The 16,622-nt window shown below is 66.9% G+C and carries 11 protein-coding genes and 3 tRNA genes; 7 read left to right on the top strand and 7 right to left on the bottom strand.

Annotated features, from left to right (window positions below):
- Positions 1-104: 104 nt before the first annotated feature.
- Positions 105-2,564, bottom strand: coding sequence for a ribonuclease R (gene rnr / locus ACFX4F_RS06565; RefSeq protein WP_380653378.1), 2,460 nt, complete (start codon positions 2,562-2,564; stop codon positions 105-107).
- A 128-nt stretch (positions 2,565-2,692) separates the two neighbouring features.
- Here rnr and ACFX4F_RS06560 point away from each other — a divergent pair.
- Together ACFX4F_RS06560 and ACFX4F_RS06555 are read left to right on the top strand one after the other, a co-directional pair.
- A tRNA-Leu gene (locus ACFX4F_RS06560) sits at positions 2,693-2,777 on the top strand.
- A 160-nt stretch (positions 2,778-2,937) separates the two neighbouring features.
- Positions 2,938-3,024, top strand: a tRNA-Leu gene (locus ACFX4F_RS06555).
- Between the two features lie 60 nt (positions 3,025-3,084).
- Here the strand turns inward: ACFX4F_RS06555 and ACFX4F_RS06550 are convergent.
- Positions 3,085-3,831, bottom strand: coding sequence for a sulfite exporter TauE/SafE family protein (locus tag ACFX4F_RS06550; RefSeq protein WP_099819971.1), 747 nt, complete (start codon positions 3,829-3,831; stop codon positions 3,085-3,087).
- 99 nt (positions 3,832-3,930) lie between these two features.
- On the opposite strand from ACFX4F_RS06550, the gene ACFX4F_RS06545 reads away from it, so the two are divergent.
- Together ACFX4F_RS06545 and ACFX4F_RS06540 are read left to right on the top strand one after the other, a co-directional pair.
- Positions 3,931-4,842 (top strand): LysR substrate-binding domain-containing protein, encoded by a 912-nt coding sequence (locus ACFX4F_RS06545; RefSeq protein ID WP_099819970.1) that lies wholly within the window; start codon positions 3,931-3,933, stop codon positions 4,840-4,842.
- 50 nt (positions 4,843-4,892) lie between these two features.
- A tRNA-Leu gene (locus tag ACFX4F_RS06540) sits at positions 4,893-4,979 on the top strand.
- 160 nt (positions 4,980-5,139) lie between these two features.
- Here the strand turns inward: ACFX4F_RS06540 and emrB are convergent.
- The 4 genes from emrB to emrR are packed head-to-tail and all read right to left on the bottom strand — an operon-like array spanning position 5,140 to position 9,858.
- Positions 5,140-6,726 (bottom strand): multidrug efflux MFS transporter permease subunit EmrB, encoded by a 1,587-nt coding sequence (emrB, locus tag ACFX4F_RS06535; protein ID WP_099819969.1) that lies wholly within the window; start codon positions 6,724-6,726, stop codon positions 5,140-5,142.
- Between the two features lie 8 nt (positions 6,727-6,734).
- Positions 6,735-7,913, bottom strand: coding sequence for a multidrug efflux MFS transporter periplasmic adaptor subunit EmrA (gene emrA, locus ACFX4F_RS06530; protein ID WP_099819968.1), 1,179 nt, complete (start codon positions 7,911-7,913; stop codon positions 6,735-6,737).
- A gap of 11 nt (positions 7,914-7,924) precedes the next feature.
- Complete coding sequence (gene emrC, locus ACFX4F_RS06525; RefSeq protein ID WP_380653373.1) at positions 7,925-9,418, bottom strand: multidrug efflux transporter outer membrane subunit EmrC; 1,494 nt, start codon at positions 9,416-9,418, stop codon at positions 7,925-7,927.
- Positions 9,415-9,858, bottom strand: coding sequence for a multidrug efflux system transcriptional regulator EmrR (emrR, locus tag ACFX4F_RS06520; protein ID WP_025877626.1), 444 nt, complete (start codon positions 9,856-9,858; stop codon positions 9,415-9,417). Before emrR ends, emrC begins: the two co-directional genes overlap by 4 nt.
- Before the next feature lie 145 nt (positions 9,859-10,003).
- Here emrR and ACFX4F_RS06515 point away from each other — a divergent pair, with 145 nt between their 5' ends.
- A complete protein-coding gene (locus tag ACFX4F_RS06515) occupies positions 10,004-10,912 on the top strand; it encodes a helix-turn-helix domain-containing protein (protein WP_099819966.1) in 909 nt (302 codons plus the stop codon).
- A gap of 59 nt (positions 10,913-10,971) precedes the next feature.
- On the top strand, positions 10,972-13,215 hold the full coding sequence (gene parC / locus ACFX4F_RS06510) for a DNA topoisomerase IV subunit A (protein WP_099819965.1): 2,244 nt from the start codon (positions 10,972-10,974) through the stop codon (positions 13,213-13,215).
- Positions 13,216-13,563: 348 nt separating this feature from the next.
- On the opposite strand, the gene bfr is transcribed toward parC, so the two are convergent.
- A complete protein-coding gene (gene bfr, locus ACFX4F_RS06505) occupies positions 13,564-14,052 on the bottom strand; it encodes a bacterioferritin (protein WP_025877631.1) in 489 nt (162 codons plus the stop codon).
- A gap of 125 nt (positions 14,053-14,177) precedes the next feature.
- Between bfr and ACFX4F_RS06500 the strand changes: the two genes are divergently transcribed.
- On the top strand, positions 14,178-16,508 hold the full coding sequence (locus ACFX4F_RS06500; RefSeq protein ID WP_380653367.1) for a penicillin acylase family protein: 2,331 nt from the start codon (positions 14,178-14,180) through the stop codon (positions 16,506-16,508).
- Positions 16,509-16,622: the final 114 nt, after the last annotated feature.

Below are 16,622 nucleotides of genomic sequence, written 5' to 3'. Positions count from 1 at the left end.
GTGGGTGCCGACCGTTGGTTAGCACCTACCGGGTGAGGTGGGTGCCGACCGTTGGTTGGCACCTACCGGGCGAGGTGGGTGCCGACCGTTGGTCAGCACACCTTTCAATACTGCTTTTTCGTGCGCTTGGCCGGCTTGCCGCGCTCGGGCAGCGGAGCCGGGCTTGCCGCCTCTTCCTCGCCCTTGTGCTCGACCAGACGGAAGTCGATCTTGCGCTCTTCCATGCTGGCCTTCAGCACCAGGATGCGCACCTGATCGCCCAGGCGGTAACTGCTGCCACGGCGCTCACCGGTCAACGTCTTGCGGGTCGCGTCGAACTTGTAATAGTCCTGCGGCAGCTGGGTCACGTGCACCAGGCCCTGTACCTTCGAGTCGGCCAGTTCCACGAACAGGCCGAAGCTGGTCACACCGCTGATCACGCCATCGAACTGGCCACCGACGTGCTTCTCCATCCACGCCGCGCGGTAACGCTCATCGACTTCACGCTCGGCCTCATCGGCACGACGCTCACGCTCGGAGCACTGCAGAGCCAGTGCGGCCATCTCGCGGGCGTTGTAGGTGAACTTGTCCAGCGGCTTGCCCGACAGCGCATGCTTGATCGCACGGTGCACCAGCAGATCCGGGTAACGACGGATCGGCGAGGTGAAGTGCGCGTACGCCTCCAGCGCCAGGCCGAAGTGGCCGTTGTTGTCGGGGCTGTACACGGCCAGGCTCTGGCTGCGCAGCAGCACCGATTCCAGCAGCGTGGCATCGGGACGGTCGCGGATCTTCTTCAGCAGCTTGGTGTAATCACCCGGGCGCACCTTCGACCACGGCGGCAGACTCAGCTTGAACTCCTTGAGGAATTCCAGCAGATCGGCGTACTTGGTCTCCGGCGGCTTCTCATGCACGCGGTAAGGCGCCGGCACATGGCGCGACAGCAGGTACTTGGCCGCCTCCACGTTGGCCGCGATCATGCATTCCTCGATCAGCTTGTGCGCATCGTTGCGCACCAGCATGCCGGCCTGGGTGACTTCGCCGCGGTTGTCGAGCACGAAGCGGACTTCGCTGCTTTCAAACTCGATCGCGCCACGCTTGCTGCGCGCCTTCGACAGCACCTTGTACAGCTGGTGCAGGCGCTGCACCTGCGGCAGCAGGTCACCGATGAACGCCTTGGCGCCGGCATCATCCTCGCCCACCGCCTGCCACACCTGGGTGTAGGTCAGGCGCGCGTGCGAATTCATCACCGCTTCGTAGAAGCGCGAGTGGGTGACGACGCCTTCGCGGTCGATCTGCATGTCGCAGACGAAGCACATGCGGTCGACCTTCGGCATCAGCGAACAGATGCCGTTGGACAGCGTTTCCGGCAGCATCGGCACCACGAAGCCCGGGAAGTACACCGAGGTGGCGCGCTTCTGCGCTTCATCGTCCAGCGGCGTACCGGGACGAACGTAGTTGGAGACATCGGCAATGGCCACCACCAGGCGGAAACCGTCGGCGTTCGGCTCGCAGTACACCGCGTCGTCGAAGTCCTTGGCGTCCTCGCCATCGATGGTGACCAGCGGCGTGCTGCGCAGGTCGACGCGGTCGCCGATCATCGCTGGTTCGACCACCAGCGGCACCGAGGCGGCTTCGTCCAGCACCTCCTGCGGGAACTCGAACGGCAGTTCGTGGCCGTGAATCGCGGTCTCCACCACCAGCGAGGCGGTCAGCTTGTCACCAAGCACGGCGATGATGCGGCCGATCGGCGGGCGGCGGCTGTCCGGTGCCTGGGTCAGTTCGCAGACGACCAGCTGGCCATCGCGCGCGCCGCCGGTCTGGTCCGGCGGCACCTGCACGTTGCGCTGGATGCGCTTGTCGTCTGGCACCACGTAGTTGATGCCCATCTCGACGCTGAAGCGGCCGATCAGGCGCGTCATGCCGCGCTCGAGCACGCGGGCGATGCTGCCTTCGCGACGGCCGCGATGATCGATGCCGGTGACCCGCGCCAACACCTTGTCGCCGTGCATCACCTTGCGCATTTCATACGGCGGCAGGAACAGATCGTCACCGCCCTCGACCGGGCGCAGGAAGCCGAACCCTTCCGGATTGGCAATCACCACGCCGGTGACCAGGTTCAACGTCTGGATGGGTGCGAAGCCACCGCGGCGGTTCTGCACCAGCTGGCCATCGCGGACCATGGCGCCGAGCCGGCGCGACAGCGCTTCGGCACGGTCCGGTGCGGTCAGGCCAAGGCGCGCGCCGAGTTCTTCAGCCGTCTGCGGCCCTTCGCAACGTTCCAGCAGGGCCAGGATGGCCTCGCGGCTGGCGATGGGTTGTTCGTACTTTTCCGCTTCGCGGGACGCATAGGGATCGTCGATCACCTTGCCCGTCGGCGGCAGCTTGCGGCCCGGCGCGGGGCCAGGTGTCTCTGCGTTGCGGCGGCCACGCCCTGGAAGCGGTGCACCGCCTTCGGCCAGTGCGGGGAGCCAGCCCGGCAACGGCTTGCCCGGCTTGTTGTTGCGGGCAGTGCCCTGCTTGGTGCCCTTGTTGGGGGCTTCACTGCGGGACTTGCTCCCGCCCTTGCTTGGTTTTTTGGTAGTCATCGCCCTCCATGGTAGCCGTTGCGGGCGTGCAGAACGGGTCAGCAGACCGGTTGAAGCCTCCCCATTAAGAATTTTCAGGAAATCGTTGACAGCCCCCCGGTTCATCTTCACAATTGCGCCTCTGGAACGCCCAGATGGCGGAATTGGTAGACGCACTAGTTTCAGGTACTAGCGGGTAAAACCGTGGAGGTTCGAGTCCTCTTCTGGGCACCAACGAAAAAACTCCTCGCTTCGGCGGGGATTTTTTTTGCCTGTAATCCGGATGCGGCGCCCCATCCACGCATGGCGTGGATCTACCGGACGCTGCGGTCGCAGGGATTTCACAGGGGTGTTGACACCTCCGTCACGGCACCGCATAATTCTCCTCCTCGACGCCCAGGTGGCGGAATTGGTAGACGCACTAGCTTCAGGTGCTAGCGGGGGCAACTTCGTGGAGGTTCGAGTCCTCTCCTGGGCACCATGTCGAGAATGAAAAACACCCGCGAAAGCGGGTTTTTTCTTGTCTGGCGTCCAGCCAGCATCACCACCACGAACGCAGCACCAGCTCCAGGCCCAGCAACAACAGGAAGCCGAGGAAGCAGGCACGGAATACCCGCGCACTGATGCGCTGGCGGATCACCTGCCCCAGCCACATGCCGGCCAGCGACGGCACCACCGCCAACGCACTGAGACCGAGCTGCTGCACACCGAACGCACCATGCAGCACAAGCCCCGTGGTCAGCGAGATCGTGGACACCGTGAATGCCAGGCCCAGCGCCTGCACCAGCTCGTCGCGCTGCAACCCCAGCGACTGCAGGTAAGGCACCGCCGGCATCACGAACACGCCGGTTGCACCGGTCACCACGCCGGACATCGCGCCCACCAGCGGTCCGAGCCAGCGCTCGCGCCGGGCCGGCACCCGCAACACCGGCGCCAGCAACGCGTACCCGGCGTAGACCACCAGCGCCACGCCCAACGCGGCCCGTGACACATCACGATCCACCCGCACCAGCAGCGCGGCGGCACCGAGCGTGGCGATCACCACCGCCAGCATCATCGGCCACAGCCGCCGCACGATCTGCCCCACTGATGGCCCGGACAGCAGCTGCCAGGCATTGGTGACGAAGGTCGGAATGAACAGCATCGAGGCCGCCGCAACCGGCGACAACGCGCCACCCAGCAGCCCCATCGCCACGGTCGGCAGGCCCATGCCGGTCACCCCCTTGACCACCCCGGCCAACAGGAACACCACCACCAGCAACACATAGAAGTAGATCGTTTCGTTCATGCCTTCATTGGAGCCGCCGGCACTTCAGCGCACAATGCGGCATTCCCGCCCCACCCTTCGGCTGCTCCGAAGGCAGCGGCCACGTTGCGAGGTCACGACATGCGCCTGGACATTGCCGATCTGCGCCTGTTCCTGGCAGTAGCCGACGCCGGCAGCATCACCGCCGGCGCCGTGGAGGCGAATCTGGCACTGGGATCGGCCAGCGAACGCCTGCGCGCCATTGAAACCGACGCCGGCACCGCGCTGCTGACCCGCCACCCGCGCGGCGTCAGCCTCACCGAAGCCGGCGCTGCACTGGCCCATCACGCGCGCCTGATCCTGCAGCAGCAGGCACAGCTGCGCGGCGAACTGCAGGCCTTCGCCCACGGCGCGCGCGGCACCCTGCACCTGTATGCCAACACTGCGGCATTGACCAACTATCTGCCCGCGCGACTGGCGCCATGGCTCGCCGAACGCCCTCGCCTGCGCGTCGAACTGCACGAACGCACCAGCACTGAAGTCGTGCGTGCGATCCGTGCCGGACAGGCAGAGGCCGGCATCATCAGCGACGCCGTCCCCGCCGATGGGCTGCGCCGTCATGTGGTTGCGGAAGACCCGCTGATGATGCTGCTGCCGGCCGGGCATCGCTTCGCCGCGCGGCGCTCGCTCGATTTCAGCGATGTGCTGGGCGAGACCTTCGTCGCGCTGGCCGACGGCAATGCACTGCAGACCTATATCGAAGAACTGGCGGCAGAGGCCGGACGCACGCTCGACGTACGCATCCGCATGAAGACCTTCGAAGGCCTGTGCACGATGGTGGGCCATGGCATCGGCGTGGGCATCGCGCCTCGCACGATCGCACGTCAGCACCGACGGGCCACCGGCATCGTCGCCGTTGCACTCGGCAACGCATGGGCACAGCGCCGGCTGTGCGCCGCGTTTGCCGACTGGAAAACACTCTCGCCGCCGATGCGCAGCCTGCTGCTGCATCTGGATGTGGACGCGGAAGCCGGTGCAGAAAAAAATGTGTGAAATGGTGTTGACACATATCCAAGCTTCCTGCAAAATTCTCCTCCTGAGTCGCCCAGGTGGCGGAATTGGTAGACGCACTAGCTTCAGGTGCTAGCGGGGGCAACTTCGTGGAGGTTCGAGTCCTCTCCTGGGCACCATGACTCAGACAATGATCAAACCCGCGCAAGCGGGTTTTTTCATGTCCGGAATTTGAAACGCGATCGTTATCGCGGCGGTTCATCCACGCATGGCGTGGATCTACTGCAAAAAAAACCCCGCCTTCCGGCGGGGTTTCTGCGTTTCAACAACAACGATCGATCAGTGCCCGCCACCGGCGGCGGCACCCGCGCCTGCACCGAACGGCGGCTTGGCCAGCCACAGGAAGGTGATGATCGCCAGGAAGATCCAGCCCAGCAGGAAGAAGATGTCGTTGAAGCCCATCTGCGATGCCTGATGGTTGATCATGTTGTTCAACACCGCCGCACCATGTTGCAGATCGCCCTGCCCCATCGCCGCGACCTGGTCCTGCATGCCCGGCTGATACACCGAGATGTGTTCGGTCAGGTCTGCGTGATGCACCTGCGTGCGACGCGCCCACAGCCAGGTGGTGAGCGACGCGGCGAAGCTGCCACCCAGCGTACGCAGGAACGTGGCCAGGCCCGAGCCGGCCGCGATCTCGCGACCATCCAGGTCCGACAGCAGGATCTGCAGCACCGGCATGAAGAACAGCGCGACACCAATGCCCATGATCAGCTGCACGCCGGCCACGTGCTGGAAGTCCACCTGCAGGTTGAACCCCGACCGCAGGAAGCTGGTCATCGACAGCACCACGAACGCGATCGTGGCCAGCATGCGCATGTCGAAGCGCGATGCGTACTTGCCCACGAACGGGGTCATGATCACCGGCAGGATGCCGATCGGCGCCGTCGCCAGGCCTGCCCAGATCGCGGTGTAGCCCATGTCGCGCTGCAGCCACTGCGGAATCAGCAGGGCCACGCTGAAGAACGCGGCGTAGGCCACCACCATCGCCAGCGTACCGGCGCGGAAGTTGCGGTGCCGGAACAGCTTCAGGTCGACGATCGGGTCCTTGTCGGTCAGTTCCCAGATCAGGAACACGGTCAGCGCCACCACCGCCACGCAGGCCAGCACCACGATCTTCATCGACGAGAACCAGTCCTCGTCGTTGCCGAGGTCGAGCACCAGCTGCAATGCACCTACGCCGATCACCAGGGTGACCAGGCCAACGTAGTCCATCTTCGGCTTTTCGACGTGTTCCGGGCGCCCCTTCAACTGGTTACCCACCACCAGCGCAGCGAAGATACCCAGCGGCACGTTGATCAGGAAGATCCATTCCCAACTGTAGTTGTCGGTGATCCAGCCACCGAGGATCGGCCCGCAGATCGGCGCCACCACGGTGATCATCGCCAGCAGCGCGAGCGCCTGTCCGCGCTTTTCTCTGGGATAGATCGAGACCAGCAGCGACTGGGTGATCGGGTACATCGGGCCGGCGACGAAGCCCTGCAGCGCGCGCGACAGCACCAGCATGCCCATGCTCTGGGCCAGGCCACACAGCAGCGAGGTGATCACGAAGGCCAGCGTGGCCCACACGAACAGCTTGCGCTCACCGAAGCGACGACTGAGCCAGCCGGTCAACGGCAGTGCGATCGCGGTGCTCACCGCGAACGAGGTGATCACCCACGTTGCCTGCTGCGAACTGGCGCCAAGATTACCGGCGATGGTCGGCAACGAGACGTTGGCGATGGTGGTGTCGAGCACCTGCATGAACGAGGCCATCGCCAGGCCCACGGTGCACAGGGCCACACTGGGGGGCAGGAAGCCGGCGGCCGCACCCGGCGCCGCCGGTGCGCCCGGAGAGCCGGGCGCAGCTGGAGCTTGTGCGGACATGGCCGGCCTCAGCTCGCCTTGCCCTGCTGCGGCAGGTTGCCCTGGATGATCGTGTGGATCACCTCATCGGCATCGTGCAGCTGCTTGGCGTACACGTCGGTGTCGAACACCGTGCCCTTGGCGGCCGCGCTCGGCAGCACTTCGCCCTTCTGGTCGCGCAGGCTCACTTCGGCCTTCATCGACAGACCGATGCGCAGCGGGTGTTCGGCCAGCTGCTTGGCATCGATGGCGATGCGTACCGGCACGCGCTGCACGATCTTGATCCAGTTGCCGCTGGCGTTCTGCGCCGGCAGCAGCGAGAACGCCGAACCGGTGCCCAGGCCGAGGCTGTCGATGCGGCCCTTGTACTTCACGTCACCGGCGTACAGGTCAGACTTCAGCTCCACTTCCTGGCCCAGGCGCATGTGGCGCAGCTGGGTTTCCTTGAAGTTGGCCTCGACCCACATCTGCTCGGTCGGTACCACCGCCATCAGGGCATTGCCCGGCTGCACGCGCTGGCCGACCTGCACCGAACGACGGGCGACATAGCCGGTGACCGGCGCGACGATGCCCGAACGCGCATTGTTGAGGAAGGCCTGGCGCAGCTGCGCGGCAGCCGCCTGCACATCCGGCTGGGTGGCGATCACGGTGTCATCGACCAGCGCACGGTTGCGCTCGACGGTCTCGCGCGAACCGGCCACGGCCGCTTCGGCAGCCGCCAGCTCATCACGGGCGTGGGCCAGTTCTTCGTTGGAAATGGCGCCGGTGGCGGCCAGGCCCTTGCGGCGTGCGAAGTCGTCGCGCACGCGCTTCAGGGTCACCTGACGCGCGTTCAGGTCTGCCTGCGCGCCTTCGACGCTGCGGTACAGGCCGCGGGTCTGGCGCACGGTCTTGGCCAGGTTGGCTTCAGCCTGCTGCAGGGCTACCGACGTGTCGGCCGGGTCCAGCTGCACCAGCAGTTGGCCGCGCTCCACGCGCATGCCGTCATCGGCGTTGATGGCGACCACGGTACCGGCCACCAGCGGGGTGATCTGCACCTGGTTGCCCTGCACGTAGGCGTCGTCGGTCTCTTCGAACCAACGGCCGAACATGAAGTACCACAACGCCAGGGCCGCCAGCAGCAGCACGACGATCACGAACAGGCCGCGCAGCAGCTTGCCGCGACGGTTGGGGGCGGCGGGGGCCGCAGTGTCTTGGGTCTGGCTCATGGCAGGCGTCTTCAGGAATGCGAGGAATCGGAATGGGAGGCAAGCGGTGCGGCATCGGCGTCACTGGGCTGGAAACCACCGCCGAGGGCCTTGCTCAGGCGCACCGAGCTCTGCAGCTGCTGCGACTGCAGGCCGGCCAGCTGCTGCTGCGATTGCAGCAGGATGGACTGCGCGGTCAGCACGTCCAGGTAGCTGCCGATGCCGGCGCGGTAGCGCTGCTGGGCCAGGTCGAACGCGGCATGTGCGGTATCCACCGCCTGCTGCTGCGACTGCGACTGCTGCGCCAACGAGCGCACTGCGTTGACCTGGTCGGCGACGTCGCGCAGTGCATCGAGCACCGCCTGGTTGTAGTTCGCTACGGCCAGGTCGTACTGCGCATCGGTGTTGGCCAGGTTGGCGCGCAGCTTGCCGCCTTCGAAGATCGGCATGCTCAGCGCCGGGCCGATATAGGCGAAGCTGGAGCTGCTCTGCAGCAGGTCGCCGACATTCGGTGCGACCACGCCGGCCAGCGCGGTCAGGTTGAGGCTCGGGTAGAACCTGGTCTTGGCCACTTTGATCTGCTTGTCGGCCGCTTCCACCCGCCAGCGCGCGGCGACGATGTCGGGGCGACGGCCGAGCAGCTCACTGGGCACTACGCCCGGCAGCTGCAGGGCCAGGGGGTTCATCGCCCGCGGGCGTTCGATCGACAGGCCCCGGTCCGGGCCCTTGCCGACCAGCGCGGCCAACGCGGTGCGGCCCGCGTCGATGCGCTGCTGTGCCGCCAGCAACTGCTGCTGTGCGGCTGGCACGCGGGCTTCGGCCTGGCGCACCTGCAGGTCGCTGTCGATGCCGGCGCTGCGACGCTGGCGGGTCAACTCCAGCGACTTCTGCGAGCGCGCCAGTTCTTCTTCGGCAACATCGTTGAGCTGCCAGGCGTAGGCCAGGTCGGTATAGGCCTGGGCGATGCCGGTGGACAGGTTCAGGCGTGCGGCCTGGGCCTCGACGGTAGCGGCGTGGGCGCCGTCCACGGCGGCCTCCCAGGCGGCGCGCTTGCCACCCCAGAGGTCGATGCCGTAGCTGAAATCGAAGGCGACCTGGCTGCTGCCGGCGTAATGACCACCGATCTCATCGCCGGCCATCGATTCGGGCAGGCGCAGGCCGGTGTAGCCACCGGACACGGACAGGCTGGGCAGGCGATCGGCGCGCGCGGTGCCGACCTGCGACTGTGCCTGGCGCAGGCGGGCGTCGGCGGCGTCCAGGCTCGGATGGCCGGCCAGGCCTTCGGCGATCAGCGCATCCAGCTGCGCATCGCCCAGTGCCTTCCACCAGTCCTGGGCGGGAAAACCGGCGGCGCTCAGGTCGCTGTCGGCCAGGGTGCGTTCGCTGTGCAGGCTGTCCACGTCAAGCACGTGGCCCTGCGGGGTGAGGCCACGGCTGCTGGCGCAGGCGGCCAGGGCCAGGGCCAGCGCTGAAACCAACAGCGCGCGCCCGGACCGGCGGAGAGTGGGATGCGGGATCGGGTTCATGGGGTCGTCAGGGAATCGCGGATTCGGGTCAGGAGGGACAGCAGCTGGGTGCGTTCGTCGGCGGACAGATCACGCAGGGCGTAATCCATCACTGCGTCGCCGCGCAGCTTCAACCGCGCCCACAGCGCGCGGCCTTCATCGGTCAATACGATCTGCAGCGCACGCCGGTCCTGGGCATGCGGCTCGCGGCGCACGCAACCGAGCGCTTCCAGCTTGTCCAGCAGGCGGGTGACCGCGCTGGGCACCTGGTCGATGGCCTGGGCCAGTTCGTTGGCCGTGCACGGCGCCATGTTCGAGAGCACCTTCAGCCCGATGTAGTGGGTGAAGCCGATGCCGAGGTCTTCTTCGGCCATGGACGCGTCGAGCTGGCGGACCAGGCCGTCGCGCACCTGGCGCAGCAGCAGGCCGAAGCTGGGGGGAGTGGTTGCAGGACAGATCATGGGGGAGCATTCTCTTCCAAAAAAAATATTTCTCAATGGAAATATTCGATCTGGCATCGAATGCTGTGTTGCAGCAATGGGCTGGATCAGGTGAAGGCGTCACCTTAATGGCGCTCCCAACTGGCCCGGTAGTACAATCCAGCCAATGAATGTCACATTCAAGCCACCGCCAGCCCACGTGAAGGCGGGCGAACCTGGACCGGCCACCCTGCTGCGTGAAGAAGCGCTGGACTGGTTCGAGCGCAATGACGGCCCGCCGGTCATCGCCTTCCGCTTCGACAGCCCGCAGGGCCTGGCCCGCGAAGTGGACTGGCATCACCACGTCCGCGCGCAGCTGATCTGCGTTGAACGTGGCCTGCTGACCACCCGCACCTCGCATGGCACCTGGTCGCTGGCGCCCGGCTCGGCGGGCTGGATGCCACCGGCCGAACCACATACGGTCCACATCGATGGCCCCCTGCGCGGCTGGGGCATGGTGCTGGCCGCACCGCTGTGCGCCGAACTGCCGGCCGATCCGTGCGTGCTGGGCATCTCCCGCCTGGCGCAGGCGGTGGCCGAACGCATCTGCGACTGGCCGCAGGACTACGAGAGCACCACCGAACGGCAGCACATCATCAACGTGCTGCTGGACGAGATCCGCGCCGCGCCGCGCCAGCGCATGCATCTGCCGATGCCACGCGACCGGCGCCTGCTGAAGATCGCCTCGCAGCTGCTGGCCGACCCGGCCGACGAGCGCGGCCTGGCGCAGTGGGCGCATTGGGCCGGCCTGTCGCCGCGCAGCCTGACCCGCCATTTCCGCGACGAGACCACCCTCAGCTTCGCCCAGTGGCGCCAGCAGGCGCGGCTGGCCGAGGCGCTTCGCCAGCTCAGCGAGGGCCGCAGCGTGGCCGACATCGCCCACGCACTGGGCTTCAGCAGCGCCAGCGCCTTCGTCACCGTGTTCCGGCGACACTTCGGGCTACCGCCCGGACGCTACCTGGCACGGGCCGGCCACGGCCTGGAACCGGGCCTGGATCCTGCACGCGGCTTGGCATCCCCCGCCGCATCCGGATAATCACTGGATTGAGAGCGGCGACCGCCGTCACCGCCTCCCGACATAGGTAACAACGCCGCATGACCGATCTTGCCCGCCCCGTGTTCCACGGTTTCGAACAACTGCCGCTGCGCGAGTACGCCGAACGCGCCTACCTCGACTACTCGATGTACGTGGTCCTGGATCGCGCCCTGCCGTTCCTGGGCGACGGCCTGAAGCCCGTGCAGCGCCGCATCATCTACGCGATGAGCGAGCTGGGCCTGAATGCCGCGTCCAAGCCGAAGAAGTCCGCGCGTACCGTCGGTGACGTCATTGGTAAGTACCACCCGCATGGCGACAGCGCGTGCTACGAAGCGCTGGTGCTGATGGCGCAGCCGTTCTCGTACCGTTACCCGCTGATCGAAGGCCAGGGCAACTTCGGTTCCAGCGATGACCCGAAGTCGTTCGCGGCGATGCGTTACACCGAATCCAAGCTGACCCCGATCGCCGAAGTACTGCTGGGCGAACTGGGCCAGGGCACCACCGACTGGGCGCCGAACTTCGACGGCACCCTGCAGGAGCCGACCTGGATGCCGGCACGCCTGCCGCATCTGCTGCTGAACGGCACCACCGGCATCGCCGTGGGCATGGCCACCGATGTGCCGCCGCACAACCTCAATGAGATCGTCAGCGCGCTGCTGCACCTGCTGGACGATCCGGACGCCAGCGTGCGCGACCTGTGCGAGCACGTGAAGGGCCCGGACTACCCGTCCAACGCCGAGATCATCACCCCGGCCAACGACCTGCGGAACATGTACGAGACCGGCAACGGCAGCGTGCGTGCGCGTGCGACCTACATCAAGGAAGCGCACAACGTGGTGGTCACCGCGCTGCCGTTCCAGGTGTCGCCGTCGAAGGTGATCGAGCAGATCGCCGCGCAGATGCGCGCCAAGAAGCTGCCGTGGCTGGAAGACATCCGCGATGAGTCCGACCACGCCAACCCGGTGCGCGTGGTGCTGGTGCCGCGCTCGAACCGCGTCGACGCCGAGCAGCTGATGGGCCACCTGTTCGCGACCACGGACATGGAGCGCAGCTACCGCGTCAACCTCAACGTGATCGGGCTGGACGGCCGTCCGCAGGTGAAGAACCTGAAGACGCTGCTCAGCGAATGGCTGGCGTTCCGCAGCAGCACCGTCACCCGCCGCCTGCAGCACCGCCTGCAGAAGGTCGAGCGTCGCCTGCACCTGTTGGAAGGCCTGCTGGTGGCGTTCCTCAACCTGGACGAGGTGATCCACATCATCCGTACCGAGGACGAACCGAAGGCGGCGTTGATCGCGCGCTTCGGCCTGTCCGAAGACCAGGCCGAGTACATTCTGGAAACCAAGCTGAAGCAGCTGGCCCGCCTGGAGGAGATGAAGATCCGTGGCGAGCAGGACGAGCTGGCCAAGGAGCGCGACAAGATCATCGCCATCCTCGACAGCAAGACCAAGCTGAAGAAGCTGATCCGCGACGAGCTGCAGGCCGATGCCAAGAAGTTCGGTGACGCGCGCCGTTCGCCGCTGGTGCAGCGCCAGGCCGCGCAGGCCATCGACGAGACCGAGCTGGTGCCGAGCGAGCCGATGACGGTGGTGATGTCCGAGAAGGGCTGGATCCGCGCGGCCAAGGGCCACGACATCGACGCCTCGACCCTGTCCTATCGCGATGGTGATGCCCTGCAGGGCGCAGTGCGTGCACGCAGCACCCAGCAGGTCGCGTTCCTGGACAGCGAAGGCCGCGCCTACTCCACGCCGGTGCATACCCTGCCCTCGGCACGCGGCAACGGTGAACCGCTGACCGGCCGCTTCTCACCGGCCGCGGGCACCAGCTTCGTGACCCTGGCCAGCGCCGAGCCGGATACCCGCTTCGTGCTGGCCTCGACCCACGGCTATGGTTTCGTCACCCGCTTCGAGAACCTGATCGGCCGCAACAAGGCCGGCAAGGCGATGCTGAATCTGTCGGCGGGCTCGTCGGTGCTTACGCCGTCGGTGGTGGCCAACGTGGCCACCGACCGCATCGTCGCGGTGACCAGTTCGGGCAACCTGCTGGCGATCGCCGCCAACGACCTGCCGGAACTGGACAAGGGCAAGGGCAACAAGATCATCGAGATCCCCAAGGCCAAGCTCGCCACCGAGCGCGTGGTGGCAATCGTGGCGATCAGCCCCGGGCAGACCCTGCAGGTCCGCAGCGGCCAGCGCACCATGGGCCTGAAGTTCAGCGAGCTCGAGGCCTATCTGGGCGCCCGCGCCACCCGTGGCCACCTGCTGCCGCGCGGCTGGCAGAAGGTGGAAGGGCTGTCGGTCGAATGAGGCGCGGGGTCGGATCCCTTTCCAGCGGAAAGGGCTCCGACCCATGCAACGCCTCTGGTAGATGCCAACCTTGGTTGGCACGCCTCACCCGATGGGGTCAGAGCCGTTTTCTTCGAAAACGGATCCGACCCCGGACGTCAGACACAAAAAAGCCGGGGCATTCCCCGGCTTCTTTGTTTGTCGGCTGGCGGGCGGTGGAGCAGCTGGCTGGCGAAGGCTGGCTGGCGGTGCTCCGGTGCTGGCAGGCGACGGGACGTTGTGATTCTGCGGAAAGCAGCCAAGCACGGCTTGGCTCTACATCAGGTACAGCAGCCGACCAGCGGTCGGCTCTACCGAAAGCGGCGTCGGTCAGTGCGCCGGGGCGCCGCTGCCGTCGATCTTGCTCAGCTGGTACAGCTCCAGGCCGATGCGCTTGATCAGACCCAACTGCTGCTCCAGCCACCAGGCGTGGTCTTCCTCGGTGTCCTTCAACTGCGCCAGCAGCATGTCGCGGCTCACGTAGTCACCCTTCTCCTCGCACAGCTTCATGCCGGCGGCGAGGTTGTTGCGAACGGCGTATTCGGTGTCCAGGTCCTTGCGCAGCATCTCCTCCACGGTCTTGCCCGGCTCGGTGGCGTGCGGGCGCATGTCCGGGTCGCCGCCCAGGAACAGGATCCGGCGCAGCAGCGCATCGGCATGCTGGGTCTCCTCTTCCATCTCGTGGTTCAGGCGTTCGTACAGCGCGAACAGGCCCTGGTCCTCGTAGCGGCGGGAGTGGATGAAGTACTGGTCGCGGGCGGCGAGTTCGCCGCGCAGCAGTTCCTTCAGGCAGGCGATGACGTCCGGGTTGCCTTTCATGGGGGGAGCTCCTGTGAATCGATGGCGCCCATGGTGCCCCATCTGGAAATACGGTGATCTAATCGGAATCAGTCGCAGTTGCGCCTGCGGCTACAATCGGTCGACATGCTCGGGAAGGACCTGCAATGCGTCGTACGTGGCGGTGGATTCTGGGTGCGCTGGTCGCGATCGTGCTGCTCGCGGTACTGGTCCTGTGGTTGCTGCTGCGCGGCAGCCTGGCCGAGCTGGACGGCGAGCGCCCTTTGCCCGGGCTGGCCGGCAAGGTCACCGTGGAGCGCGATGCGCTGGGGGTGGTCACCATCACCGCCGGCAACAAGGCCGATGCGCTGCGGGCGCTCGGCCGTATTCATGCGCAGGAACGTTATTTCGAAATGGACCTGATGCGGCGCAGTGCCGCCGGTGAACTGTCCGCGCTGTTCGGGGCGAAGGCGATCGAGGCCGACAAGCGCATGCGGGTGCACCGCCTGCGCGCGCGCACCGAGGCCCATCTGCAGGATGCGCTGGGCAGCGACCCTGCAGCCGTGCGCGCCTATGTGGACGGGGTCAACCAGGGCCTGGACAGCCTGGCGGTACGCCCGTGGGCCTACCTGCTGCTGCGGCAGGCGCCGCAACCGTGGCAGGCCAGCGACAGCGTGCTGGCGGGCCTGGCCATGTACGCCGACCTGCAGGACCCCAGCAACCCGTCCGAACTGGCCCTGCAGCGCATCCGCGCGGTGGTGCCGCCGGCCCTGTACGCCCTGCTGGCGCACGACGGCAGCGAGTGGGACGCGCCGCTGGCCGGCGCTCCCCGCGGCAATGCCACCCTGCCCGACGCCAGCCAGCTGGACCTGCACACACTGAAGGCTGCGAGCGGCGCAGCTGCCGAAGATGCCGACGCGGTCGGCAGCAACAATTTCGCCGTTGCCGGTGCGCTGACCGCCGATGGCCGTGCGATCGTCGCCGACGACATGCATCTGGGCCTGCGCGCGCCCAGCCTGTGGTTCCGTGTGCGCCTGCGCTACCCCGATCCGCAGGCCGCAGGCGGCCAGGTCGACGTCAGCGGCTTCTCGCTGCCGGGCGTGCCGGCGGTGATTGTCGGCAGCAATGGCCATGTCGCGTGGGGCTTCACCAACAGCTACATCGACACCGCCGACTTCCGCAGCGAACCCGCCGACGCCGCGGTGACCGTGCATGAGGAACGGATCGTGGTGGCTGGCGGCGCCGACGTGCGTTTTCCGGTACGCGAAACCGCGTGGGGGCCAATCCTGCACACCCACGCCGATGGCAGCGGCGACGCCCTGCGCTGGGTCGCGCAGTTGCCGGGCGCGGTGCGCATGGACTTCGCCGACATGGCACGCGCCGCCGATCTCGACCAGGCCCTGCAGATTGCCGACCATGCCGGCATTCCCGCGCAGAACCTGGTGATCGGCGACCGCAGCGGACGCATCGCGTGGCGCCTCATCGGCGCACGGCCCGACCGTGGCCCGCACTGCGCGCCACTGGGTTTCAATGACAATCAGGCCAACCAGCGCTGCGCGCCCTGGCCGATCCGCAGCGACGCGGCGCCGAGCCTGATCGATCCGCCCAGCCATCGGCTGTGGACCGCCAACAGCCGCGTGGTGGACGAGGCAACCCTGGCCACCGTTGGCAATGGCGGCTACGACCTCGGCGCACGCGGACGGCAGATCCGTGATCTGCTGGCCACCCAGGAACGCTTCGACGAACACGACCTGCTGGCGATCCAGCTGGACGAGCGCGCGGTGTTCCTGCAGCGCTGGTGGGTGCTGCTGCAGGAGGTGATCGAGCACAGCGACGATCCGGCACTGAAGCGATTGGGTGCTGCGAGCGCGCATTGGGAAGGACGCGCCGCGATCAATTCGACCAGCTACCGGGCGGTGCGCGAGTTCCGTACACAGGTGCTCGACACGCTGACCGATGCGCTGCTGGCGCCGGCCCGGGCGCAGCTGGGCGAGGATTTCCTGGCACCACGCCTGGCGCAGCTGGAAGGCGTGGCCTGGCCGATGCTGGAACAGCGACCCGCCAACCTGCTGCCGCCGGCGTACACCAGCTGGGATGCGCTGCTGGCCGATGCTGCACGTCGCACCGAAGCGGAGCTGTCCACGCAGGGACCGCTGGCGCACCGCAGCTGGGGCGAGCGCAATACCGCAGCGATCTGCCATCCGGTCGCGCGCGCCCTGCCCGCCTTCGCCAGTCGCTGGTTGTGCATGCCGGCCGATCCGCTGCCCGGCGACCGTGACATGCCGCGTGTACAGACGCCGTCCTTCGGTGCCTCGCAGCGGATGGTGGTCTCGCCCGGCCACGAAGCCGACGGCATCGTGCACATGCCGGGTGGGCAGAGCGGCCATCCGTTGTCGCCGTACTGGGGCGCGGGGCATGAGGATTGGGTGCATGGTCGCCCCACCCCGTTCCTGCCCGGCAAGGCACAGCACACGATGACGCTGGTACCGGTGCACTGACGGCGGCACCCACATGCCCGAGGGTGCGCTGCACGCTGTAGAGCCGAGCCCATGCTCGGCTGCTTCTGGTGCGGAGCCGAGCATGGGCTCGGCTCTACAAGATGTCCGCCCGCG

The organism is Stenotrophomonas sp. YIM B13575, from assembly GCF_042787595.1.
GTDB lineage: Bacteria > Pseudomonadota > Gammaproteobacteria > Xanthomonadales > Xanthomonadaceae > Stenotrophomonas > Stenotrophomonas lactitubi_B.
This window is presented reverse-complemented; position numbering and strand designations above follow the sequence as displayed.

What these genes read in the sequence shown, in the direction of transcription:
- rnr (WP_380653378.1), bottom strand. Translation starts at nt 2,564, where the DNA reads ATGACTACCAAAAAACCAAGCAAGGGCGGGAGCAAGTCCCGCAGTGAA.
- ACFX4F_RS06550 (WP_099819971.1), bottom strand. Translation starts at nt 3,831, where the DNA reads ATGAACGAAACGATCTACTTCTATGTGTTGCTGGTGGTGGTGTTCCTG.
- ACFX4F_RS06545 (WP_099819970.1), top strand. Translation starts at nt 3,931, where the DNA reads ATGCGCCTGGACATTGCCGATCTGCGCCTGTTCCTGGCAGTAGCCGAC.
- emrB (WP_099819969.1), bottom strand. Translation starts at nt 6,726, where the DNA reads ATGTCCGCACAAGCTCCAGCTGCGCCCGGCTCTCCGGGCGCACCGGCG.
- emrA (WP_099819968.1), bottom strand. Translation starts at nt 7,913, where the DNA reads ATGAGCCAGACCCAAGACACTGCGGCCCCCGCCGCCCCCAACCGTCGC.
- emrC (WP_380653373.1), bottom strand. Translation starts at nt 9,418, where the DNA reads ATGAACCCGATCCCGCATCCCACTCTCCGCCGGTCCGGGCGCGCGCTG.
- emrR (WP_025877626.1), bottom strand. Translation starts at nt 9,858, where the DNA reads ATGATCTGTCCTGCAACCACTCCCCCCAGCTTCGGCCTGCTGCTGCGC.
- ACFX4F_RS06515 (WP_099819966.1), top strand. Translation starts at nt 10,004, where the DNA reads ATGAATGTCACATTCAAGCCACCGCCAGCCCACGTGAAGGCGGGCGAA.
- parC (WP_099819965.1), top strand. Translation starts at nt 10,972, where the DNA reads ATGACCGATCTTGCCCGCCCCGTGTTCCACGGTTTCGAACAACTGCCG.
- bfr (WP_025877631.1), bottom strand. Translation starts at nt 14,052, where the DNA reads ATGAAAGGCAACCCGGACGTCATCGCCTGCCTGAAGGAACTGCTGCGC.
- ACFX4F_RS06500 (WP_380653367.1), top strand. Translation starts at nt 14,178, where the DNA reads ATGCGTCGTACGTGGCGGTGGATTCTGGGTGCGCTGGTCGCGATCGTG.